Consider the following 22,448-nt stretch of genomic DNA (forward strand, 5'->3'; position numbering starts at 1 on the left):
TGTGAGGGGGGAGATGCGTACAGGATAGCGCAGCCCCCAACACTTATGTCGGGCACACCTGCGAACCGTTATCCAGACCCTGTTTGTAGCTGTGGCTGACCAGACTGGCTTTGCCGTTGCGCCACGTCAGGGTGAGCACGTACAGCGAGTCGTAGTCACTGGACGCCCAGTCGTCGGTGATGATTTGTTTCTCGCCGACAGCTTCCCCGGCGACCTTGTTGAGCAGCTCCGGCAAATAGCCGTGGGACCATGCGGTGTAGATGACCGAATTGTGATACTTGTCCTGCAGCAGCTCCTCGGCAAGGTCGCTGGTGTCGTTGGCCGAGAAACTGATGTTCACCGGCAACCCGAGCTTGATCGCGCTGGGGTTGATGGTCATCAAGGGCCGGAGGTAACTGTAGGAATTGTCCAGTTCGCCTTCTTCGACATTGCGCGTCGGGTTGGCCGCGAACACGTAATTGGCCTTGCCGAATTTTTCCGGCAGCAAGGTGGCCAGGTCGATGGCGCGATTCAACCCCTGGCAATTGAGCTGGCCCAGGCCCTCAGCGGGTTTTTCCGCGTGGCGCAGGAACACCAGCGTCTGGGTGCCGTCTGCCGGTTGGGCGCGACCTTTACTGTATTCCAGCAGCAGGAAAAGCGCGCTGGCCGCCAACAGGGCGAGCAGGACAACATACGGGCGATGTTTGAGGCGCAGGACGAATTTCATAGGGTTCATCATTGAATAAGAGTTCTCCAGCGCATTCGATTAAGGCTGACAAACCTTTTTACACCGCGGCCTCCTGGTCAGTTTCCCAAAGGGCAGTAATCAGCGTTCGCTGAAGCCCGTTTGGTTCGATTCCGCGGATTTTTCAGCAATGTACCGACAACCTTGAACGGGGTGGAGCAGAGCTTTTCGACAGGATGTTGCTGATTTTATCGACGCAGTACAATTCGGGGCGCTGACGAAGGCTGGATTTTTTGAGATGGCTCGTCAAACCTGTCGATAACGCCAAAAGATCGCAGCCTTCAGCCACTCCCATTATGATCGTCACTCTTAATTTATTCGTGGATTCCCCCCATGACCGATCTGTCTGCGTTCCCCATCACCCGAAAATGGCCGGCCCAGTACCCGGAGTGGATTCAGCTGTACTCCCTGCCGACCCCCAACGGTGTCAAAGTCTCGATCATGCTCGAGGAAATCGGTCTGCCCTACGAGCCGCATCGCGTAGGTTTTGACACCAACGATCAACTGTCGCCCGAATTTCTGTCGCTGAACCCCAACAACAAGATCCCGGCCATCCTTGACCCTCATGGCCCGGACGACCAACCCCTGGCACTGTTCGAGTCCGGGGCGATTCTGATTTACCTCGCCGACAAGAGCGGGCAACTATTGGCTCAGGAATCGGCGGCGCGTTACGAGACGATCCAGTGGCTGATGTTTCAGATGGGGGGGATCGGGCCGATGTTCGGCCAGCTCGGGTTCTTCAACAAATTCGCCGGCAAGGACTACGAGGACAAACGTCCCCGTGACCGCTACGTCGATGAAAGTAAAAGGTTGTTGAGCGTTCTTGATGGCCGCCTGCAAGGTCGCGACTGGATCATGGGCGAGCGTTACACCATCGCCGACATTGCGACCTTTCCGTGGGTGCGCAACTTGATCGGCTTCTACGAGGCCGGCGACCTGGTGGGTATTCAGAATTTCCCCAATGTCACGCGGGTGCTGGAACGCTTCCTGGCACGGCCGGCGGTAAAGCGCGGGCTGGAAATCCCCAAGCCAAACGATTCCATTTGATCAGAACCAGCACCTTCAATTTCAAGCAACTGAACATCTGACCCTGTAGGAGCAGGCTCGCTCCCACAGGGTTCAGTGGCCGATACGTGCGATTGTTGCCGTCGCGGTAACGCAGTCTTGAGCGATCAGGGTTTGTACCCTGCGCCGCACAGGGCATAAGCTTCGGCCCCTACGACTTTCGTCTCGTCCCCCGTTTTCAGGAAATTTCATGTCCAGTCAGTTCCCCGAAGCACGTCCACGCCGTTTGCGCCGCAATGCGAGCCTGCGCAGCCTGTTCCAGGAAACCGAATTCAGTCTGAACGACCTGGTCCTGCCGATTTTCGTCGAAGAGGAAATCGACGATTTCGTGCCGATCAAGAGCATGCCCGGCGTGGTGCGCATTCCAGAGTCGAAACTGGCCGGCGAGATCGAGCGTTATGCCCGGGCCGGTATCAAGTCGGTGATGACGTTCGGTGTGTCCCATCATCTGGACAGCAACGGCAGCGACACCTGGAGCGACAACGGCCTGGTGTCGCGCATGTCGCGCATCGCCAAGGACGCGGTGCCGGAAATGATCGTGATGTCCGACACGTGCTTCTGTGAATACACCGACCACGGCCATTGCGGCGTGCTGCATCACCACGAAGTCGACAATGACCAGACCCTGATCAACCTCGGCAAACAAGCCGTGGCCGCCGCCCGCGCCGGTGCTGACGTGATTGCCCCGTCGGCTGCCATGGATGGCCAGGTCCAGGCGATTCGCCGGGCGCTCGATGACGCCGGTTTCAGCCAGACCGCGATCATGGCCTATTCGACCAAATTTGCCTCGGCGCTCTACGGTCCGTTCCGTGAGGCCGGCGGCAGTGCGCTCAAGGGCGACCGCAAAAGCTATCAGATGAACCCGATGAACCGCCGCGAAGCCGTGCGCGAGTCACTGCTGGACGAGCAGGAAGGCGCCGATGCGCTGATGGTTAAACCGGCCGGTGCGTACCTGGACATCATCCGCGACATTCGGGAAGTGTCCCGTTTGCCGCTGTCGGCGTATCAGGTGAGCGGCGAGTACGCGATGATCAAGTTCGCCGCACAGGCGGGGGCGATCGATGAGGATCGTGTGGTGCGCGAGAGCCTTGGCGCGATCAAGCGGGCAGGGGCGGATTTGATCTTTACCTATTTTGCGATGGACCTGGCGTTGGCCGGGATCTAAATCCCCCCTGTAGGAGCGAGCTTGCTCGCGATGGACGTGAACGATGACGCGTATTGTCTGAAAAAAGCGCCGCCTTCGAATTTATCTCGAGCAAGCTCGCTCCTACACCGGGATGGGGTGGCCTCAGGATTTGCCAAAAAACGGCCTGATGCCGTGAGCCCGGAAATACCGCTCGATCACTTTCGGGTCCGAGCACGTTTCGGCAATTGCCACGTACGTATCCGGTCGTAACAGATAAAACCCGTTACGCCCCAAGCCTGCGGCTTCAAACGCCGGCCGCCAGTCAAATACCTGCAGCGGTAAATGATGCTCGAGGCACCAGGCGATCATTTCGTCGCTGGTGTCGCCATACACATGCACCTGCCAGGTCGGACACTTCAGCGACTCGAAATTGTCGCCCTCACCGTCGTGCGCCCAGGGCAATCGATCACCGCCATGAACGTGCCCGGCAACGCCGTCGCTCAAGGGCATCCCGCGATAATTCAGGGTGACCTGCGACACCATGCGGAACAGGAACTCACGGGTCGTCTCGAACGAGGCCAGTTTGGGAATCACGAACGGTACCAGGCGAGTGCGCAGTACATCGGCCACGCGGCCTTCGGCGGTGACGAAAGTGAACACCCGGTCAGTGGTCGCCACCAGTTTACGCGCAAAAGCGATGCGCTCGGTTTCGTAGGTGTCGAGCAGTTTGGCCTCGGCACCACCGCTCACTACGGCGGCGAGTTTCCACGCCAGGTTGATGGCATCGCCGATTCCGGTGTTCATGCCCTGGCCACCTGCCGGGCTGTGGACATGTGCAGCGTCGCCCAGCAGAAACGCGCGCCCGCTGCGAAAGTGGTCCGCCACCCGATGATGCACCCGATAGGTCGAGAACCAGTTCACCTGTTCGATTTGCACCTTCATATGCTCGATAGCGCGACTGCTGACGTCTTCGAAACGCAGGGTTTCGGCATGCTCGGCACGTTCATCGCGCACGGTGCCGATCAGCCGCGCGCGACCTTCACCCGCCAATGGAAACACCGCGAGAAAATCGGCTTCATCGAGGTCCACGTGCAGTTCGCCGTTGAACGCCGGGCCGCTGGCTTGCACATCCGCCACGTAGAAAATCTGCTGGTAGGTGCCGCCGGGAAATCCCGTGTCGAGGGTCTTGCGCACAATCGACCGTGCACCGTCACAGCCGGCGAGATAACAGGCCTGGCAGGTTTCCTGCTGGCCATCGGGCAGACGCAGATGGGCGGTGATACCGTCGCCGGTTTCCTCGAAACTTTCCAGTTCAGTGTTGCGCTCAACCTTGATGCCAATGGCTTCCAGGCGGTCTATCAGTAGCCGTTCGTGCTCGTCCTGGGGGAACATCTCGAGGAACGCATAGGGCGTCAGACCCTCACCGATGCGGGTGAGTGGCAAGCGCGCCACGGGTTCGCCCTTGACCCAGAAATTGGCTGCTGCCACGCGATGACCGTCGCGCACAATGGCATCGCTGAGGTCGAGCTGACGGTAGAGTTCCAGCGTCCGCGCCTGGACGGCCAGTGCCCGGGACGTGGTGCCGGCGGCCGACGTCTTGTCGATAATCCGCACGCGGATCCCCAGTTTGTTCAGCCATAGCGCCAGCACCAGTCCGGTCGGGCCGGCGCCGATGATCAATACGTCGCTACGGTTCATGCGCCGGTCCTCCTCGGTTTGTGGAGCAAGTATGGTTCACTCGCAGAGGACGGCCAGGCTGACTGCCCAACGGAAAAAGACCTTTCTGGAACATCCGGAGACCGCCAGCAGTCATAGCCTGCGTCATGCCTTTGAGCGTAGGGTGACCCCGGTTAAACGGATTTGATGGAGCAACATGCAAGCCAATCGACTGATCATGAGTGTTGCCGCGCTGTTGGTCCTGGCCGGTTGCGGCACTCAGCGTCCTCAGGAAGCAGCGGTGCGCAAGCCCGACGAGGTCAAGGCGCAGATCGTGCGCCTGTTGCCCGCCAAGACTGTCGATCGCCAAGGCTGGGCCACGGACATTTATGCGGCATTTGCCGCCCAGAACATTTCACCGACCACGCAAAACCTGTGCTCGGTATTGGCGGTCGCCGAGCAAGAGTCCACGTTTGAGGTGGACCCAGTGGTGCCGGGCCTGGGCAAAATTGCCCGCGACGAGATCGATCGCCGGGCCGCCAAAGCTCACATTCCCGGCCTGCTGGTGAGTGGCGCATTGCAGGTGCGTTCACCCAACGGCAAAAGCTATAGCGATCGACTGAGTGCGGCGCGCAGCGAAAAAGAGCTCAGCGCGATGTTCGATGACTTTATTGGCATGGTGCCCATGGGCCAGACGCTGTTCGGTGGTTTCAATCCGGTGCATACCGCCGGGCCGATGCAGGTCAGCATTGAGTTTGCCGAGCAGCAGGCAAAAAATTATCCGTACCCGGTAGAGGGTTCGATCCGCCATGAAGTGTTCACGCGGCGCGGCGGCCTGTATTTCGGTATCGCCCATTTGCTCGGTTATCCGGTGAGCTACACCCAGCCGCTTTATCGTTTTGCCGATTTCAACGCTGGCTGGTACGCCAGCCGTAATGCTGCGTTTCAGAGCGCAGTGAGTCGGGCGTCGGGCATACCGCTCGCGCTGGACGGTGATTTGATCCGCTATGACTCGATCATGCCGAGCTCCACGGAGTTGGCGGTGCGCACCCTTGGCAAGCAATTGGACATGCGCAATCCGACGATCCGGGATCAACTGGAACAAGGCAAAAGCCTCGATTTCGAGGACAGCAAACTCTATCGGCGGGTCTTCGAGTTGGCCGAAAAGGCCGAAGGCCGGCCATTGCCTCGTGCGGTACTGCCGGGGATCGTCCTGCAAAGCCCGAAAATCACCCGCAAACTCACCACGGCGTGGTTCGCCAAACGGGTCGATGAGCGTTATCAGCGGTGCATTGCGCAGTGAACCGATAAAAATGCGCATAAAAAACCCGGCTGATGAGGCTAATGCCAGTCAGTTAAGCCGTAACGCGATCTGTAGCAGCTGGCGAAGCCTGCGTTCGGCTGCGCAGCAGTCGTAAAGTCAGACAATGCGGTGCGTCAGACTCACCGCGCCCTCAGGATTTACGACTGCTGCGCAGCCGGACGCAGGCTTCGCCAGCTGCTACGGGGTATGTGTTGCTGCTGAATTTGCTTAACTGATCGGCATTAGCCTTCCTGGCCGGTTTTTTATGTCTGCACGGTCTCTAGCAGCTGGCGAAGCCTGCGTCCGAGTGCGCAGCGCTCGCAAATCCGAAGTGCGCGGATTGCCTGAAAAGTCACGGCGAATTGTTTGGCGAGCGCTGCGCACTCGGACGCAGGCTTCGCCAGCTACTGCAAGGGGGGGCTCAGGGGATTTGCACGCCTTCAGCCAGCAGCATGTCAATCAGGCGGATCAGCGGCAGTCCGATCAGGCTAGTGGCGTCAGGGCCTTCGGTGCGTTGAAACAGGCTCACCCCCAAACTTTCGGCTTTGAAGCTGCCAGCGCAGTCGTAGGGCTGTTCGGCGCGCAGATAGCGGTCGATGCGGGCGGTGTCGAGTGTGCGCATGTGTACGGTGAAGGGCACGCAGTCGACCTGGCAGTGTCCGGTCTGGCTGTTGAGCAGCGCGAGGCCGGTCAGGAAGGTCACGCTCGCGCCGCTGGATGCCAGCAATTGTTCGCGGGCCTTTTCGAAGGTGTAGGGTTTGCCGAGAATCTGCTCGCCGAGTACCGCGACCTGGTCGGAGCCAACGATCAGGTGAGCGGAATGTGTGCCAGCGAGTGCGCGTGCTTTTTCTTCGGCGAGGCGCTTTACCAGCTCGATGGCTGGCTCGTCCGGGCGATGGCTTTCGTCGATATCCGGCGAGCTGCACGTGAACGGCAGCTGCAGGCGGGCCAGCAATTCCCGGCGATAGACCGAGCTTGAAGCGAGTAATAACGGCAGCATGCGCATCTCCAAAAGGCAGGCGCGAATTCTAGCGAGGCTTCCAAGTGACGGACAGGGCTGAATTTCCTTTGACATGGCTGGGGGCATCCCTATAATGCTGCGCCTATGTTGAATGACCCGATTCCACCTCACGTTGACCCGCGCAAATTGGCTGATCGTGGCACCACCCTTCAAGGTGAACTGCTGCTGGCCGATTTGGAGAGACTCTGCGACCCGCTTTCCGATACTGTCGGTACGGTGCAGGCTAAATTCGTTTTTGAACGAGATGAACGTAAATCTGTGGTAATCCACAGCTTTATCGACACTGAGGTCAAAATGGTTTGCCAGCGTTGTCTTGAGCTGGTCACCCTGCCGATCCACAGCGAATGCAGTTATGCTGTGGTGAAGGAGGGTGCGAATACCCAGTCGTTGCCGAAAGGTTATGACGTGCTGGAACTGGGCGAAGATCCTTTGGATCTGCAGTCACTGATCGAGGAGGAGCTTCTGCTCGCCTTGCCCATTGTGCCTGCTCATCATCCGGAAGAATGCCAGCAGCCGGCGGGTCTCGATGAGCCCGAACCGAGCGAGGACGAGGTAACGCGGTCCAACCCGTTCAGTGTATTGGCGCAGTTAAAGCGTGACCCAAACGTTTAGGAGTTAATCAATTATGGCTGTTCAGCAGAACAAAAAATCCCGCTCTGCCCGTGACATGCGTCGTTCGCACGACGCCCTGACGGCAAGCACTCTGTCTGTAGAAAAAACCACCGGTGAAATTCACCTGCGTCACCACGTATCGCCAGAAGGCGTATACCGTGGCCGTAAAGTGATCGACAAGGGCGCTGACGAGTAATCACTTGTCTGCTCAAGTCATCGCGATTGACGCAATGGGCGGGGACTTCGGTCCCCGCAGCATTGTTCAGGCCAGCCTTGCTTGTCTGAATGCTACGCCCTCGCTGTACCTGACCCTCGTCGGTCAATCCTCACTTCTTGAAGAATTGCTCAGCGGCCAATCGGCTGTGGATCGCTCGCGCCTGTCGATTACGCCGGCGTCCGAAGTTATTGCCATGGATGAAAAGCCTGCCCAGGCCTTGCGTGGCAAGCCTGATTCGTCGATGCGCGTGGCGCTTGAGTTGCTGCGTGATGGCAAAGTCCAGGCCTGTGTCAGTGCCGGCAATACCGGTGCGTTGATGGCGTTGTCGCGGTTTGTGCTCAAGACCTTGCCGGGCATTGACAGGCCAGCGATGGTGGCGGCGATTCCGACACAGAAGGGCTACTGCCAATTACTTGATCTAGGGGCCAACGTCGATTGCAGTGCCGAGCATTTGTTGCAATTTGCGGTGATGGGCTCGGTGGCGGCAGAAACCCTCGGTGTCGTGCGTCCACGCGTGGCGCTGCTGAACATCGGCACCGAAGACATCAAGGGCAATCAGCAGGTCAAGCTGGCGGCCACCTTGTTGCAGGCTGCTCGTGGCATTAACTACATCGGTTTTGTCGAAGGTGACGGTCTGTACCGTGGCGAGGCAGATGTGGTTGTGTGTGACGGTTTTGTTGGCAATATTCTGCTCAAGTCCAGCGAAGGCCTGGCGACCATGATTGCCGGGCGCATAGAAGCGTTGTTCAAGAAAAGTGTGGCGTCGCGAATGGTCGGCGCGCTGGCGTTACCGCTGATGAAGCGTCTGCAAGCCGATCTGGCGCCTGCGCGGCACAACGGTGCAAGTTTCCTTGGTTTGCAGGGAATTGTGGTGAAAAGCCATGGTTCAGCCGGGGTTCAAGGGTTTCAGAGTGCGATCTCGCGAGCGTTGATCGAGATACAGGAAAACCTGCCGGAACGGATTCATGGTCGTCTGGAGGATTTGTTGCTTTAGGCGTTTTCGTCGGACAATGCTTAAATGTGACCGCTCAATTCAATTGGCCATCCAACTGTCAGTTTCTTGCGTCCCTCAGGCGGGACGTCAATTCTCCGACGACAAGATCATTAGGGGCTTGTTACATGTCTGCTTCCCTCGCATTCGTCTTTCCAGGACAGGGTTCGCAGTCCCTCGGCATGCTGGCCGAGTTGGGCGCGCAACATCCGGTTATCCTCGAAACATTCAAAGAAGCTTCCGATGCTCTGGGTTACGACCTGTGGGCACTGACCCAGCAAGGGCCGGAAGAGCAACTCAATCAAACTGATAAAACCCAGCCGGCCATTCTGACCGCCTCGATCGCTTTGTGGCGTCTGTGGCTGGCCGAAGGCGGTGCGCGTCCGGCTTACGTTGCCGGTCACAGCCTGGGCGAATACAGCGCCCTGGTCGCCGCGGGCAGCCTGAGTCTGGGCGATGCAGTGAAGCTGGTTGAGCGTCGCGGTCAGCTGATGCAAGAAGCCGTTCCGGCCGGGCAGGGTGGCATGGCCGCTATCCTCGGTCTGGACGATGCCGACGTGCTGGCGGCCTGCGCTGAAGCGGCGCAAGGCGAAGTCGTCAGCGCCGTCAACTTCAACTCCCCTGGCCAAGTGGTCATCGCCGGTGCCAAGGCAGCGGTCGAACGCGCCATTGAAGGCTGCAAGGCGCGTGGTGCCAAACGCGCCATGCCATTGCCGGTCAGTGTGCCGTCCCATTGCGAGCTGATGCGTCCAGCGGCTGAGCGTTTCGCCGAATCGATTGCCGCGATTGACTGGCAAACTCCGCAGATTCCTGTGGTACAAAACGTTAGCGCCAACGTGCCGGCCGATCTGGAAACCCTCAAGCGCGATCTGCTTGAGCAGCTCTACAAGCCTGTACGCTGGGTTGAATCGGTCCAGGCGCTGGCCGCCAAGGGCGCGACTCAATTGGTAGAATGCGGCCCGGGCAAAGTGCTGGCCGGTCTGAACAAGCGTTGCGCCGAAGGCGTGTCGACATCCAACCTCAATACCCCAGACGCATTCGCTGCCGCCCGTGCAGTGCTGGTCTGAATCAGGAGAAGCTTGCATGAGTCTGCAAGGTAAAGTTGCACTGGTTACCGGTGCTAGCCGCGGTATCGGCCAGGCTATCGCCCTGGAATTGGGTCGTCAGGGTGCCATCGTCATCGGCACTGCGACGTCTGCCTCGGGTGCCGAGCGCATCGCCGCGACCCTGAAAGAAAACGGAATTCAGGGCACTGGCCTGGAACTCAATGTCACCAGCGACGAGTCCGTGGCGACCGTTCTGGCGAGCATTCAGGAGCAGTTCGGTGCGCCGGCGATTCTGGTCAACAATGCCGGTATCACCCGCGATAACCTGATGATGCGCATGAAAGACGACGAGTGGCATGACGTTGTCGATACCAACCTGAACAGTCTGTTCCGCCTGTCAAAGGGCGTTTTGCGCGGTATGACCAAAGCCCGTTGGGGACGAATTATCAGTATTGGCTCGGTTGTGGGTGCCATGGGCAACGCAGGCCAAGTAAACTACGCTGCCGCCAAGGCCGGTCTGGAAGGTTTCAGCCGTGCACTGGCGCGTGAAGTCGGTTCGCGTTCGATTACGGTAAACTCGGTGGCCCCAGGGTTCATCGACACCGATATGACCCGTGAACTGCCCGAGGCACAGCGTGAAGCCTTGCAGACGCAAATTCCGCTGGGCCGTCTGGGGCAGGCACAAGAGATCGCATCTGTGGTCGCTTTTCTTGCATCCGACGGTGCGGCTTACGTTACTGGGGCTACAATCCCGGTGAACGGCGGGATGTACATGAGTTAAATGTGACGGGTTGCTTCAAAAAAATGTCATACGAGCTGTCTAAAATCCGTTATAAAGCTGCAATCTATTTAGAGGCAGAGGGCAACAGGGTTTGAGGAGTGAAGCTTTCAGTTGAAAAACTGAAAAGGCTTTCTATACACTTACCCACTGGCCAGCTGCCTGAATTTGTCCATTAGGAGTGAAAACAAGGTATGAGCACCATCGAAGAGCGCGTCAAGAAAATCGTTGCTGAGCAACTGGGCGTTAAAGAAGAAGAAGTGGTCAACACTGCTTCCTTCGTTGAAGACCTGGGTGCCGACTCCCTTGACACCGTTGAGCTGGTGATGGCTCTGGAAGAGGAATTCGAGACCGAAATCCCTGACGAAGAAGCTGAGAAGATCACTACTGTACAAGCCGCAATCGATTACGTTACTAACCACCAGGCTTAATAGCTTGTAATCGTTGCTTGCTGTCATGGAAAAACCGCACTGCCATCACGGCGTGCGGTTTTTTCTTTAGGCCTGATGCAAAGTCGTCATTTGAAAAAGGAGAGTGCTGTGTCGCGTAGACGCGTCGTAGTCACCGGTATGGGTATGTTGTCGCCACTGGGCACGGATGTGCCAAGCAGTTGGCAGGGCATTCTGGCTGGCCGCAGTGGCATTGGTCTGATCGAACACACCGACCTTTCTGCCTATTCCACCCGTTTTGGCGGCTCGGTAAAGGGCTTCAATGTCGAGGAATACCTGTCGCTCAAGGAAGCTCGCAAGCTTGACCTGTTCATTCAGTACGGTCTGGCCGCAGGTTTTCAAGCGGTGCGTAACTCCGGTCTGGAAGTCACCGACGCCAACCGTGAGCGCATCGGCGTGGCCATAGGTTCGGGTATTGGCGGATTGACCAATATTGAAGAAACCAGCCGCACCCTGCATGATTCCGGCCCACGACGGATTTCTCCGTTTTTCGTGCCTGGCTCGATCATCAATATGATTTCCGGTTTTCTGTCCATCCACTTGGGTGCACAGGGACCTAACTACGCCATCGCCACCGCATGTACCACCGGTACGCACTGCATCGGCATGGCGGCACGCAACATCATGTATGACGAAGCCGACGTGATGATTGCCGGTGGTGCCGAGATGGCCGCGTGCGGCCTCGGCATGGGCGGCTTCGGTGCCTCCCGCGCACTGTCGACCCGTAACGACGAGCCAACCCGCGCCAGCCGTCCCTGGGACAAGGGCCGTGATGGCTTCGTGTTGTCCGATGGTGCCGGCGCACTGGTTCTTGAAGAGCTGGAGCACGCCAAGGCTCGCGGCGCGACCATCTACGCCGAGCTGATCGGCTTCGGCACCAGTGGCGACGCCTACCACATGACGTCGCCACCCGCCGACGGTGCCGGTGCTGCACGCTGCATCACCAATGCCCTGCGCGATGCGAAGATCAATGGCGATCAGGTTCAGTACATCAACGCCCACGGCACTTCGACATCGGCCGGCGACCTTGCGGAAGCCTGTGCGATCAAGTCGGTATTCGGTGATCACGCTTACAAACTGGCGGTCAGTTCGACCAAATCCATGACCGGCCACCTGTTGGGTGCGGCGGGCGCGGTCGAAGCGATCTTCAGTGTGCTGGCGATCAACAGCCAGGTGGCGCCCCCGACCATCAACCTCGATGAGCCGGACGAAGGCTGCGATCTCGATTTCGTGCCGCACACTGCGCGCAACATGGATATCGATGTGGTGCTGTCCAACTCGTTCGGTTTTGGTGGCACCAACGGCTCGCTGGTGTTCCGTCGGTTCGCTGACTGATGGACAGCTGGGTCGACGGTCAGCCGGCTGACGCTTTGTCGCTGAAAGATCGCGGCCTGGCTTATGGCGACGGTCTATTCGAGACCATTGCCGTGCGTGGCGGGCAGCCGCTGTTGCTGGATCGGCATCTGTCACGTCTGGCAGATGGCTGCTCGCGGCTGGCAATCACAGCCGATCACGAGTTGATCCGCGGTGAATTGCAGGCCTATGCCTCTGCGTTGGGTGAGGGTGTGCTCAAGCTCATCGTCACTCGCGGCGACAGCCTGCGCGGTTACGCGCCCGATCCCTCGGCACAGGCACGCCGCATTCTGCAGGGCAGTCCTCCTGCCGCTTATCCTGTTATTCACGCGGAGCAGGGCGTTCGCCTGTTTCCCTGCGCAACACGGCTTTCCAGGCAGCCACTGCTTGCCGGCCTCAAACACCTGAACCGTCTCGAGCAAGTGATTGCCCGTTCCGAATGGCAAGACACCGAGCACGCCGAAGGCTTGATGCTCGATCAAGCCGGGCGAGTGATCGAAGGCGTGTTCAGTAATCTGTTCCTGGTGCGCGATGGCGTGTTGATCACCGCCGATCTCAAACGCTGCGGTGTGGCAGGCGTGATGCGTGCTGAATTATTATTTCAAGCCAAGTCCTTGGGGATTCCCACGCAAATTACCGACATCACCCTCGAACAGCTGCAATGGGCTGATGAAGTCTTTATCTGCAACAGCGTGTATGGCGTCTGGCCTGTGCGCGCGTATGCAGCACTGAGCTGGCCGGTTGGGCCGCTCACCCGTAAACTCCAAGTCATTGCCCGCGCGCTACTGGATGCTTGATACGTGAGACGTAAATTCTTGCTGCTGCTGGAAACCGGATTGGTCCTGGCGGGGCTATGTATGGGCGCTTCGGCCTGGAAGATCCATTCAGCGCTGGAACAGCCGCTGAACATCACCCAGGAAGAGCTGCTGGATGTGCCCAAAGGCACCACACCCACCCGCACCTTCTATCGACTCGAAGCCAAAGGCGTCATCAAGGACGCTTTTTGGCTGCGTGTGTATTGGCGCTTCAATCTGAGCAGGCAGCCGTTGCACAGTGGCGAGTACCGCATGCAGCCCGGCATGACTGTCGAGAGCCTGATCGACTTGTGGAAGCGTGGGGAAATGGTTCAGTACAGCCTGACCCTGGTAGAGGGCTGGAATTTCCGTCAGGTGCGCGCCGCGCTGGCCAAGGATGAAAAGCTTGAGCAGACGCTGACCGGCTTGAGCGATAGCGAAGTGATGGACAAGCTGGGCCACACCGGGGTCTTTCCGGAAGGGCGATTCTTCCCGGATACCTACCGCTTCGTGCGTGGCATGACAGACGCCGATCTGCTGAAAAAAGCTTACGATCGCCTCGACGAGGTCCTTGCCAAGGAATGGGATCAGCGCGCCGCTGATGTGCCGTACACCGAACCGTATCAAGCGTTGATCATGGCGTCGCTGGTGGAAAAGGAAACCGGTGTGCCACAAGAGCGCGGACAAATTGCTGGCGTCTTTGTGCGGCGCATGGCGATTGGCATGTTGCTGCAGACCGATCCGACGGTGATCTACGGCCTCGGTGACCGCTACAGTGGCAAGTTGACCCGTGCTCACCTCAAGGAAGCGACGCCTTACAACACCTACGTGATTTCTGGTTTGCCACCGACGCCGATTGCCATGGTCGGGCGTGAAGCCATTCATGCGGCGCTGAATCCGGTTGCCGGCAACAGCCTCTACTTTGTCGCTCGCGGTGATGGCAGCCACGTGTTCTCCGATGATCTGGATGCACACAACAATGCGGTGCGTGAGTTCCAGCTCAAGCGTCGCGCCGATTACCGTTCCAGCCCGGCGCCTGCGACTGCGCCGGAGGCTCAGAATGCCCAGGAGTCGATCCCTGCGGCTTCGCCTGATATTGCGCCTGAAGAACTGCCACCCGTAGCACCGCAAGAACCCGCGCCCGCGCCTGCTCCCATGCCCATGCCTGCCCCTGCCGCTGCCCCCGTGCCTGCACCGGATGCAGCTGCGCCGCAAAGCCCGCAATGACTCTGATTAAAGGACTGCCTGTGACTGGCTTGTTTATTACCCTGGAAGGCCCGGAAGGCGCTGGCAAGAGCACCAACCGCGAATACCTGGCCGAGCGCCTGCGCGCCGCCGGTATCGAGGTGGTACTGACCCGCGAGCCGGGTGGCACACCGTTGGCCGAGCGGATCCGCGAGGTGCTGTTGGCGCCGGTCGACGAAGTCATGAATCCGGACACGGAGTTGCTACTGGTGTTTGCCGCGCGAGCCCAGCATCTGGCCGAGGTGATTCGCCCGGCACTGGCGCGAGGCGCGGTGGTGTTGTGTGATCGTTTTACCGATTCGACTTACGCCTATCAGGGCGGTGGACGCGGTTTGTCGCTGGAGCGCATCGCGGCGCTGGAAACATTCGTCCAGGGTGATCTGCGCCCGGACCTGACGTTGATCTTTGACCTGCCGGTGGAAGTGGGGCTGGCCCGGGCGAGCGCTCGTGGACGGCTGGACCGCTTCGAACTCGAAGGCCGAACCTTTTTTGATGCCGTGCGCAGGGCGTTCCTCAAGCGTGCTGAAGCCGATCCTGCGCGTTATGTCCTGGTCGACGCCGCCCAGCCGCTGGCGCAGGTTCAGCAGTCTCTGGATGCCTTGCTGCCGCGTCTGCTGGAGTTGACTCGTGGCTGAAGCCTATCCGTGGCAGGACAGTCTCTGGCAGCAGTTGGCGGGCCGAAAGCAACATGCTCATGCCTATTTGCTGCACGGCCCGGCCGGGATTGGCAAGCGAGCGTTGGCCGAGCGACTGATGGCCAGTTTGCTGTGCCAGCGTCCGACCGCTCAGGACGCCTGCGGCGAATGCAAGTCCTGCCTGTTGCTGAAGGCCGGCAGTCATCCCGACAATTACATTCTGGAACCGGAAGAGGCTGATAAGGCGATCAAGGTCGATCAGGTTCGTGATCTGGTCAGCTTCGTGGTCCAGACCTCGCAGATGGGCGGCCGTAAAGTGGTGCTGATCGAGCCGGTCGAGTCGATGAACATCAACGCCGCCAACGCCTTGCTCAAAAGCCTTGAAGAGCCTTCCGGCGATACTGTTTTGCTGTTGGTCAGCCACCAGACCAGTCGACTGTTGCCGACCATCAAGAGCCGTTGCGTGCAGCAGGCTTGCCCACTGCCCAGCGAGGCCATGAGTCTTGCGTGGCTGGCAAAGGCTTTACCGGACTGTTCGGAAGAAGAGCGTATCGAATTGTTGACCCTGGCGGCCGGTTCGCCACTGGCTGCGGTCAATTTGCAGGCCCAGGGCGTGCGCGAACAGCGTGCGCTGGTAGTCGATGGCGTGAAGAAGTTGCTCAAGCAGCAGCAATCGCCGACTCAATTGGCTGAAGGCTGGAATGCGATTCCGTTGTTACTGTTGTTCGACTGGTTCTGCGACTGGTCGAGCCTGATCCTGCGCTATCAGCTGACTCAGGATGAAGAAGGGTTGGGGTTGGCGGACATGCGCAAGGTGATTCAGTATCTGGCGCAGAAAACCAGGCAGGACAAAGTCCTGGCTATTCAGGACTGGATCCTCGCCCAGCGCCAGAAAGTCATGAGCAAGGCCAACCTGAATCGGGTGCTGTTGCTGGAGGCGCTGTTGGTGCAGTGGGCGGGATTACCTACCCAGAAGTGACCGTCCGGGCTTAGACTCTGAGCGTCAGCAGTGGAGTTCAGCATGAATGAAGTCGTCAATCCGGGGCCGCGTAACGGCAGTTCAACGAAGGCGACAACAGCGCGCAGTCGAATCGAAACCCATCTGGCCGGAGCCATGAAGTCCGACCGTCCCACTCATACGATGTAAGTTGCAGCCCTTTTATGCTCGTAGATTCCCATTGTCACCTCGATCGCCTCGACCTTGCCGCCCACGACGGCTCCCTGGACGCCGCTCTTGATGCGGCGCGTCAGCGCGGGGTCGGTCACTTTCTGTGCATTGGTGTCAGCGTCGATAACGCCGCCGACGTCAAAGCATTGGCCGAGCGTTACGACGACGTCGACTGTTCGGTTGGCGTGCATCCACTGGATGTGCAACCGGGGGCCGCGCCAGCACTGGATTGGCTGTTGCAAGAGCTCAATCATCCGCGAGTGGTGGCGATTGGTGAAACCGGCCTGGATTATCACTACGAGCCGGAAGCGGCGGAGTTGCAGCAGGCCTCGTTTCGCCTGCACCTGCAAGCGGCGCAGCAGACAGGCAAGCCGGTGATCATCCACACCCGTGGCGCCCGCGCCGACACATTGAGCCTCCTGCGTGACGCTGCACTGCCGCAGGCGGGTGTGCTGCATTGCTTTACTGAAGACTGGGAAATGGCCAAGGCTGCACTGGATATGGGGTACTACATTTCCCTGTCGGGCATTGTCACTTTTCGCAATGCCGATGCTCTGCGCGATGTCGCCAGTAAAGTGCCCGCTGATCGCCTGTTGGTGGAGACCGATTCGCCCTACCTTGCACCGATCCCGCATCGCGGAAAGCCGAACCTGCCACAGTACGTACGCGACGTAGCGGAATTTCTGGCAATGTTGCGAGGTGAGTCCTACGAGCGATTTGCCGAGCAGACGACTGAAAATTTCAAGCGGCTGTTCCCGTTGGCGCATGTGAAAGGTTAAATCGCAGGCAAAAAAAACCCGGGTTCTGGGGGGTGAATCCGGGTTAAGACCATTAGGAGTAAAACAATGGTACGCCATCCGTTGGTACCAATATCGGCGTGACACTTGGGGGAGATGTCCCGCCGACAGTTCAAGTATTGATCAGTATTGCGCCGAGTCCAGTTTACCGGCCCCGGTTTTTAAACAATTTTGGAATACGACCGCTTCGGAAGCGTTCTCATCGATTGAGGACTCTGTCGGAATTCATCACGAAACACATATATGGTCGGATGATCCGTGCATTTTTGCGCAAGTTAGGCATAATACGCGGCTTCGAATTTTGACCCCTACAGACCTTTTCTTATGCATAAAGAACCTCGTAAGGTCCGTGAGTTTCGTCGCCGCGAGCAAGAAATTCTCGATACCGCGCTCAAGCTGTTCCTCGACCAAGGTGAAGACAGTGTCACCGTCGAGATGATTGCTGATGCCGTCGGGATCGGCAAAGGCACGATCTACAAGCACTTCAAATCCAAGGCGGAGATTTACCTGCGCCTGATGCTCGATTACGAGAGCGATCTGAATGAGCTGTTGCATTCGGCCGATGTCGATAAGGACAAGGAAGCGCTGTCCCGGGCCTACTTCGAATTCCGCATGCGCGACCCGCAACGCTATCGGTTGTTCGATCGCCTGGAAGAAAAGGTGGTCAAGGGCAACCAGGTGCCGGAGATGGTCCAGGAACTGCACAAGATTCGCGCCTCGAACTTCGAACGCCTGACCCTGCTGATCAAGGGTCGCATCAGTGAAGGCAAGCTCGAAGACGTGCCGCCGTACTTTCATTACTGCGCATCCTGGGCGCTGGTGCATGGCGCCGTGGCGCTGTATCACTCGCCGTTCTGGAGCAATGTGCTGGAAGATCAGGAAGGCTTCTTCCAGTTCCTGATGGACATTGGTGTGCGCATGGGCAACAAGCGCAAGCGCGATACCGACACCCCGAGCAGCTGAGTCATTCAGCTGCCTGATTGCGAAATGTTTTCGCTATATGACGCGGGACCGCAGGAATATACTCAGGCATAGGACTTGCTAAAACTTGATTTGTGAGTCAAGTTTTATGGGTTCGAATTTCCCATTGCCGGAGTGATCCATGATCGTTGACCGTCAAGGCAGGCGTTTTCGCAATTTGCGAATCAGTCTGACCTCAGCCTGCAATTACGCTTGCACCTACTGTGTGCCCAACGGCAAGCGACTGGTGGCTGCGCAGGATGAGTTGTCGGCCGAAGCCATGGCGCGCGGTGTGGCGTATTTGATCGAAGCCGCCGGCATTGAGCGCTTGCGTATCACCGGTGGCGAGCCGCTGGTCAGCCCCAAACTCGAAACCTTCATGACCGCCGTCGGGCAGATGGGCCTGGAGGACATCAGCCTGACCACCAATGGTCAGCTGCTGGCGAAAAAACTGCCCCTGCTCCTGAATGCCGGCATTCGCCGCATCAATGTTTCCCTCGATACCCTGGATGCCAGCGCGTTCCGTAGCATTGCTCGCGGCGGTGACCTGGCAACCGTGCTCGACGGCATGGACCAGGCGAGCGCTGCGGGGTTGAAGATCAAGGTCAACATGGTCCCGTTGCGCGGACAGAACCTCGATCAGGTGATGCCGCTGCTCGATTACTGTCTGGAGCGTGGCTACGAGCTTCGTTTCATCGAGTTGATGCGCATGGGTCACCTGGCCAGCGACTCCAATGCCTTCCTCCAGCAATTCGTCAGCCTTCAGCAATTGCTAAGCCTGATTGGCGAGCGCCACGAGTACCTTCAGGCCGATGCGCCGGTAGACGCGACGGCCGTGCGCTACGAGATTCCGGGCCTAGGCCATTTCGGTGTGATCGCCAACGAGAGCGTGCCGTTCTGCCGAACCTGTTCGCGGCTGCGTCTGTCGTCCACGGGCTGGCTGCATGGCTGCCTGTCATCGAGCAACCGTCACTATGTCGGCGATCTGTTGGACAAACCTCGTCATCAGGCGCTGCCGGCCTTGCAACGACTCCTGGTGAAAGCCTTGGGCGACAAGCAGGAAGTGGCGTTCTCTGGTGGCGCAACCATCATGAAGATCATCGGCGGCTAAGCACCGTCCTTGTAGCAGCTGCCGAGCTTGCGAGGCTGCGTTCGGCTGCGAAGCAGTCGTAAAACCTGTATCCGCGGTTTTTCTGAAATACCGCATCGCCTGATTTCACGACTGCTTCGCAGCCGAACGCAGCCTCGCAAGCTCGGCAGCTGCTACAAGGAGTGTGTGCTTCTCCTGAGCTGGCGCGGAAGCTGCATTCCTTGGCCAATCGCCGGTTTTCCGTCACCGGCCTCTGGAGGGTAGGATGCGTAGCCTGGTTTTGCTGCTGGCCATTTTGGCGCTTGGCGGCTGCATGAATGTCAGCGATATGGCTGAAGGGACTCGCTACCAGATGAGCGACGTAGGGCTGCTGGATCACAGCGACAGTCGCCGCGTACACAATCTTCGTATCCAGCCGGACTCGTTCGTCTACATCGCCCAGGGTGCCTTCATTCCACCGGGCAGTGTCATCTACCCGCGACCTAACGTGATCGCTGAAGTCGCCTTCGAAGGCTTTGTCGAATATTTCCCGATGGTGCGTCGCGCCCGAATGCCGGAAGGTCTCGACCAGGCCATGGCTGAAGCCCGTGCCGCCGGTGCCCATTACCTGTTGTATACCCGTTTCGCCAAGTCCGACGATCGAATCGGCAACTTGGACGAATGGATGGATCAGGAGGCCGTGGACCGTTTCGGGATCGACAGCGGCGTGATTCAGATCAGTTTGATCGAGACCAGCACCCAGTATTTGATTGATACTGCGCGTATCAAGAGTCGTGGCGGTTTACTGACGTTCCACGACACCAAGCCCGAAGACCTTATGGGCCCGCCGCTGGCGCAATATGCACGCAGCCTGCTGGGGCTCAGCGACCAATAACTCAGAGGAGAGCAACATGAGCGGTCCGGAAAAAGCCATCGACTTGTTGGGGCAGATCCCCAAAACCAAAGGCTTGCCGCCGGTCCACTTGTGGAACCCTGACTTCTGCGGCGACATCGACATGCGCATCGCCCGCGATGGCACCTGGTACTACCTCGGTACGCCAATCGGACGCAAGCCGATGGTCAAGCTGTTCTCCACCATCATTCGCCGCGACGGCGATGATTACTTCCTGATCACTCCGGTCGAGAAAGTCGGTATCAAGGTCGACGATGCGCCCTTTGTGGCGATTGCCGTAGACGTTGAAGGCGAGGGTGAAGCTCAACGCTTGTGCTTTACCACTAATGTTGACGAGACGGCTGAAGCAGGCGTCGAACACCCGATTCGCGTGGTGATCGATCCAGTGACGCAAGAACCTGCACCTTATGTGCATGTGCGTACCAACCTCGAAGCCCTTATTCATCGCAACGTGTTCTACCAGCTGGTGGAGCTGGCCGTGCCCCGTGAAATCGACGGGCAAAGCTGGCTTGGCGTGTGGAGCGGTGGCGAATTTTTCCCCATCGGTCTTGAGCCGTAATTGATCAAAATTTGGGAGTCAGCTGGCTCCCGCTCCTTCTGTCACCTCTGGGAAATAGTCCTTGCTCGCCCCGTCCCGTTTCGGTTATCACGTTGTACATGATTAGACAGGTACGATTTGACAAGAAACAACGGGTGGTCGACGAGCTCATCCGGCGCATCGAAAGCGGCCTCATGGAGGATGGCTTTCTGTTGCCGGGCGAGCATCAATTGGCTCAAGAATTCAAAGTCAGCCGAGGCACGCTACGTGAAGCCCTGGCCGAACTGAAACGCCGTCACTACATCGCGACCCAAAGCGGTGTCGGTTCCATCGTCACGTTCGACGGCGTGGTGCTCGATCAGCGCAACGGTTGGGCTCAGGCGCTGGCCGACAGTGGGGCGCTGATCAATACCGAAGTGCTGCGGCTGGAGGCGGTCACCCGTTCTGACCTGCTGTTGCGTTTTGGCACGGATCAGTTCATCACTCTTGACCGTCGCCGCCGCTCCAACGACGGCACGCTGGTCTCCCTCGAACGCTCTTTGATGCCCGCCACCGGAGGTCTGGAAAGCCTGCCGCGTGTCGGTCTGATCGACAATTCCCTGACCATTACCCTGGCCGCCTACGGCTACATCGGTGAGCGCGGCGATCAATGGATCGGTGCAGAACCCTTGAACGCCGAAGACGCCGAGTTGCTCGGTCGCCCGGTCGGCACGGTATTTCTCAAAGCCTTGCGCACCACCTACGACCGAAAAAACCGCTTCATGGAGCAGGTCGAAAGCTTGCTCGACCCTGTGCACTTCCGACTGCACCTGCAATTTGGCACTTCACAATGACCGCGCTCAATCGTGCTCTCGGCGCGTTCTATGGACTGGCGCTGGGGGATGCGCTGGGCATGCCGACGCAATCGCTCAGCCGCGCCGAAATCAAGGCGCGCTTCGGTGAGATCACCGGTCTGGAAGATGCCGGCCCGGACCAACCCATTGCGGCCAACATGCCCAAAGGCTCGATCACCGACGACACCGAACAGGCGATTCTGGTCGCTCGGTTACTGATCGACGGCGAGGGCCGGATCGAGCCGACAGTACTCGCCCAACGGCTGATCGAATGGGAAGCCGGGATGCAGGCCAAGGGCTCGCAAGACTTGCTCGGCCCTTCGACCAAACGCGCGGTCGAGATGATTCTCGCCGGTCATTCTCCGGAAGAGGCGGGACGCTACGGCTCCACCAATGGTGCGGCAATGCGCATCACGCCGGTCGGGATTGCGACGGATATCGCCCAGCCTGAACGCTTCATCAACGCCGTGGTGCAGGCCTGCCAGGTCACTCACAACACTACGCTGGGTATCTCCAGCGCGGCGGCGGTGGCGGCGGTAGTCTCGGCCGGCATCAACGGCATGGACCTGGGCGAGGCGTTGAACCTCGGTCAGCAATTCGCTCAGCAAGCTGAAAACCATGGCCACTGGGTCGCGGGTGGACGCATCGCCTCGCGCATCAGTTGGGCGCGGACCGTCAGCGTCGACAGCGACAAGGCATTGCTGGCGGACCTGATGTATGACGTGATCGGCACGTCGGTGGCCTCCCAGGAATCGGTCGTCGTCTCGTTTGCTTTGGCCCAACAAGTGGCCATCGGCGAAATGAACGCCTTCGAAGCGCTGTGCATGGCTGCGGGATTAGGCGGCGACACTGACACCATCGCGGCGATTCTCGGCGCCATGCTCGGGGCCTGCCTGGGTCTGGAGAGCTGGCCGGTGGCGATGATCGAGCAAGTCAAAGCCGTTAACGATCTGGAACTGGAACCGCTGGTGCGGGGGCTGTTGGCTTTGCGTTGACTGGACTGACGCCATCGCGAGCAAGCTCGCTCCCACAGGTTAGGCGTTGATCTTGAGGTTTTCTCTATTCCTGTGGGAGCGAGCTTGCTCGCGATAGGCGTGCCGCGTACTTGAATTTTTCACCTGCAATGGAACACACAGGTCAACTTCCGCACTTGCC

At 58.9% G+C, this 22,448-nt stretch carries 24 protein-coding genes and 1 pseudogene; 22 read left to right on the forward strand and 3 right to left on the reverse strand.

Annotated features, from left to right (window positions below):
• Positions 1-43: 43 nt before the first annotated feature.
• Positions 44-718 (reverse strand): histidine phosphatase family protein, encoded by a 675-nt coding sequence (locus tag ACM6IR_RS20680; RefSeq protein WP_414909418.1) that lies wholly within the window; start codon positions 716-718, stop codon positions 44-46.
• A gap of 339 nt (positions 719-1,057) precedes the next feature.
• On the opposite strand from ACM6IR_RS20680, the gene ACM6IR_RS20685 reads away from it, so the two are divergent.
• Positions 1,058-1,771 carry a glutathione binding-like protein gene (locus ACM6IR_RS20685; RefSeq protein ID WP_414909419.1) on the forward strand — a complete coding sequence of 238 codons (714 nt, stop codon included), beginning with the start codon at positions 1,058-1,060 and terminating at the stop codon, positions 1,769-1,771.
• Between the two features lie 208 nt (positions 1,772-1,979).
• Positions 1,980-2,954 carry a porphobilinogen synthase gene (hemB, locus tag ACM6IR_RS20690; RefSeq protein WP_414909420.1) on the forward strand — a complete coding sequence of 325 codons (975 nt, stop codon included), beginning with the start codon at positions 1,980-1,982 and terminating at the stop codon, positions 2,952-2,954.
• Between the two features lie 123 nt (positions 2,955-3,077).
• Here the strand turns inward: hemB and ACM6IR_RS20695 are convergent, their stop codons facing one another.
• Positions 3,078-4,613: an FAD-dependent oxidoreductase gene (locus ACM6IR_RS20695; RefSeq protein WP_414909421.1), complete on the reverse strand. Its 1,536-nt coding sequence runs from the start codon at positions 4,611-4,613 to the stop codon at positions 3,078-3,080.
• Positions 4,614-4,788: 175 nt separating this feature from the next.
• On the opposite strand from ACM6IR_RS20695, the gene ACM6IR_RS20700 reads away from it, so the two are divergent.
• Positions 4,789-5,874: a DUF1615 domain-containing protein gene (locus ACM6IR_RS20700; RefSeq protein ID WP_414909422.1), complete on the forward strand. Its 1,086-nt coding sequence runs from the start codon at positions 4,789-4,791 to the stop codon at positions 5,872-5,874.
• Between the two features lie 421 nt (positions 5,875-6,295).
• Here the strand turns inward: ACM6IR_RS20700 and ACM6IR_RS20705 are convergent, their stop codons facing one another.
• Complete coding sequence (locus ACM6IR_RS20705) at positions 6,296-6,874, reverse strand: Maf family protein (protein ID WP_414909423.1); 579 nt, start codon at positions 6,872-6,874, stop codon at positions 6,296-6,298.
• A 105-nt stretch (positions 6,875-6,979) separates the two neighbouring features.
• Here ACM6IR_RS20705 and ACM6IR_RS20710 point away from each other — a divergent pair, with 105 nt between their 5' ends.
• The 19 genes and pseudogenes from ACM6IR_RS20710 (at position 6,980) to ACM6IR_RS20800 (ending at position 22,288) form a co-directional block, all read left to right on the forward strand.
• Positions 6,980-7,507, forward strand: coding sequence for a YceD family protein (locus ACM6IR_RS20710; protein WP_004371317.1), 528 nt, complete (start codon positions 6,980-6,982; stop codon positions 7,505-7,507).
• A 13-nt stretch (positions 7,508-7,520) separates the two neighbouring features.
• Positions 7,521-7,703, forward strand: a complete 183-nt coding sequence (gene rpmF / locus ACM6IR_RS20715) for a 50S ribosomal protein L32 (protein ID WP_008152339.1) — start codon at positions 7,521-7,523, stop codon at positions 7,701-7,703.
• A gap of 4 nt (positions 7,704-7,707) precedes the next feature.
• Positions 7,708-8,718 (forward strand): phosphate acyltransferase PlsX, encoded by a 1,011-nt coding sequence (plsX, locus tag ACM6IR_RS20720; protein ID WP_414909424.1) that lies wholly within the window; start codon positions 7,708-7,710, stop codon positions 8,716-8,718.
• Between the two features lie 125 nt (positions 8,719-8,843).
• The gene (gene fabD / locus ACM6IR_RS20725; protein WP_414909425.1) at positions 8,844-9,782 is read left to right on the forward strand and encodes an ACP S-malonyltransferase; all 939 of its coding nucleotides are present in this window, start codon (positions 8,844-8,846) and stop codon (positions 9,780-9,782) included.
• A gap of 16 nt (positions 9,783-9,798) precedes the next feature.
• Positions 9,799-10,542: a 3-oxoacyl-ACP reductase FabG gene (fabG, locus tag ACM6IR_RS20730; RefSeq protein ID WP_201113817.1), complete on the forward strand. Its 744-nt coding sequence runs from the start codon at positions 9,799-9,801 to the stop codon at positions 10,540-10,542.
• A gap of 191 nt (positions 10,543-10,733) precedes the next feature.
• On the forward strand, positions 10,734-10,970 hold the full coding sequence (gene acpP / locus ACM6IR_RS20735; RefSeq protein ID WP_003442511.1) for an acyl carrier protein: 237 nt from the start codon (positions 10,734-10,736) through the stop codon (positions 10,968-10,970).
• 108 nt (positions 10,971-11,078) lie between these two features.
• Positions 11,079-12,323 carry a beta-ketoacyl-ACP synthase II gene (gene fabF, locus ACM6IR_RS20740; RefSeq protein WP_414909426.1) on the forward strand — a complete coding sequence of 415 codons (1,245 nt, stop codon included), beginning with the start codon at positions 11,079-11,081 and terminating at the stop codon, positions 12,321-12,323.
• Complete coding sequence (gene pabC / locus ACM6IR_RS20745) at positions 12,323-13,138, forward strand: aminodeoxychorismate lyase (RefSeq protein WP_414909427.1); 816 nt, start codon at positions 12,323-12,325, stop codon at positions 13,136-13,138. Before fabF ends, pabC begins: the two co-directional genes overlap by 1 nt.
• A gap of 3 nt (positions 13,139-13,141) precedes the next feature.
• Entirely contained in the window at positions 13,142-14,362 is a 1,221-nt protein-coding gene (gene mltG / locus ACM6IR_RS20750) for an endolytic transglycosylase MltG (RefSeq protein ID WP_414909428.1), read from the forward strand.
• A 20-nt stretch (positions 14,363-14,382) separates the two neighbouring features.
• Entirely contained in the window at positions 14,383-15,015 is a 633-nt protein-coding gene (tmk, locus tag ACM6IR_RS20755; RefSeq protein WP_414909429.1) for a dTMP kinase, read from the forward strand.
• Entirely contained in the window at positions 15,008-15,994 is a 987-nt protein-coding gene (locus ACM6IR_RS20760) for a DNA polymerase III subunit delta' (RefSeq protein WP_414909430.1), read from the forward strand. The genes tmk and ACM6IR_RS20760 overlap by 8 nt, the downstream gene beginning before the upstream one ends.
• 77 nt (positions 15,995-16,071) lie before the next feature.
• Positions 16,072-16,162, forward strand: a pseudogene (locus ACM6IR_RS20765) (pilus assembly protein PilZ); the annotation flags it as partial.
• Positions 16,163-16,176: 14 nt separating this feature from the next.
• Complete coding sequence (locus ACM6IR_RS20770) at positions 16,177-16,962, forward strand: TatD family hydrolase (protein WP_414909431.1); 786 nt, start codon at positions 16,177-16,179, stop codon at positions 16,960-16,962.
• Positions 16,963-17,304: 342 nt separating this feature from the next.
• Positions 17,305-17,943, forward strand: coding sequence for a TetR/AcrR family transcriptional regulator (locus ACM6IR_RS20775; RefSeq protein WP_414909432.1), 639 nt, complete (start codon positions 17,305-17,307; stop codon positions 17,941-17,943).
• 139 nt (positions 17,944-18,082) lie between these two features.
• Entirely contained in the window at positions 18,083-19,051 is a 969-nt protein-coding gene (locus tag ACM6IR_RS20780) for a GTP 3',8-cyclase MoaA (RefSeq protein ID WP_414909433.1), read from the forward strand.
• A 244-nt stretch (positions 19,052-19,295) separates the two neighbouring features.
• A complete protein-coding gene (locus tag ACM6IR_RS20785) occupies positions 19,296-19,904 on the forward strand; it encodes a DUF4823 domain-containing protein (protein ID WP_414909434.1) in 609 nt (202 codons plus the stop codon).
• Positions 19,905-19,920: 16 nt separating this feature from the next.
• The gene (locus ACM6IR_RS20790) at positions 19,921-20,481 is read left to right on the forward strand and encodes a DUF1285 domain-containing protein (protein ID WP_414909435.1); all 561 of its coding nucleotides are present in this window, start codon (positions 19,921-19,923) and stop codon (positions 20,479-20,481) included.
• A gap of 98 nt (positions 20,482-20,579) precedes the next feature.
• A complete protein-coding gene (locus tag ACM6IR_RS20795) occupies positions 20,580-21,293 on the forward strand; it encodes a GntR family transcriptional regulator (protein ID WP_414909436.1) in 714 nt (237 codons plus the stop codon).
• Positions 21,290-22,288 (forward strand): ADP-ribosylglycohydrolase family protein, encoded by a 999-nt coding sequence (locus ACM6IR_RS20800; RefSeq protein ID WP_414909437.1) that lies wholly within the window; start codon positions 21,290-21,292, stop codon positions 22,286-22,288. Before ACM6IR_RS20795 ends, ACM6IR_RS20800 begins: the two co-directional genes overlap by 4 nt.
• Positions 22,289-22,448: the final 160 nt, after the last annotated feature.

It is taken from the genome of Pseudomonas sp. IT-P253 (assembly GCF_949768125.1).
Classification (GTDB): domain Bacteria; phylum Pseudomonadota; class Gammaproteobacteria; order Pseudomonadales; family Pseudomonadaceae; genus Aquipseudomonas.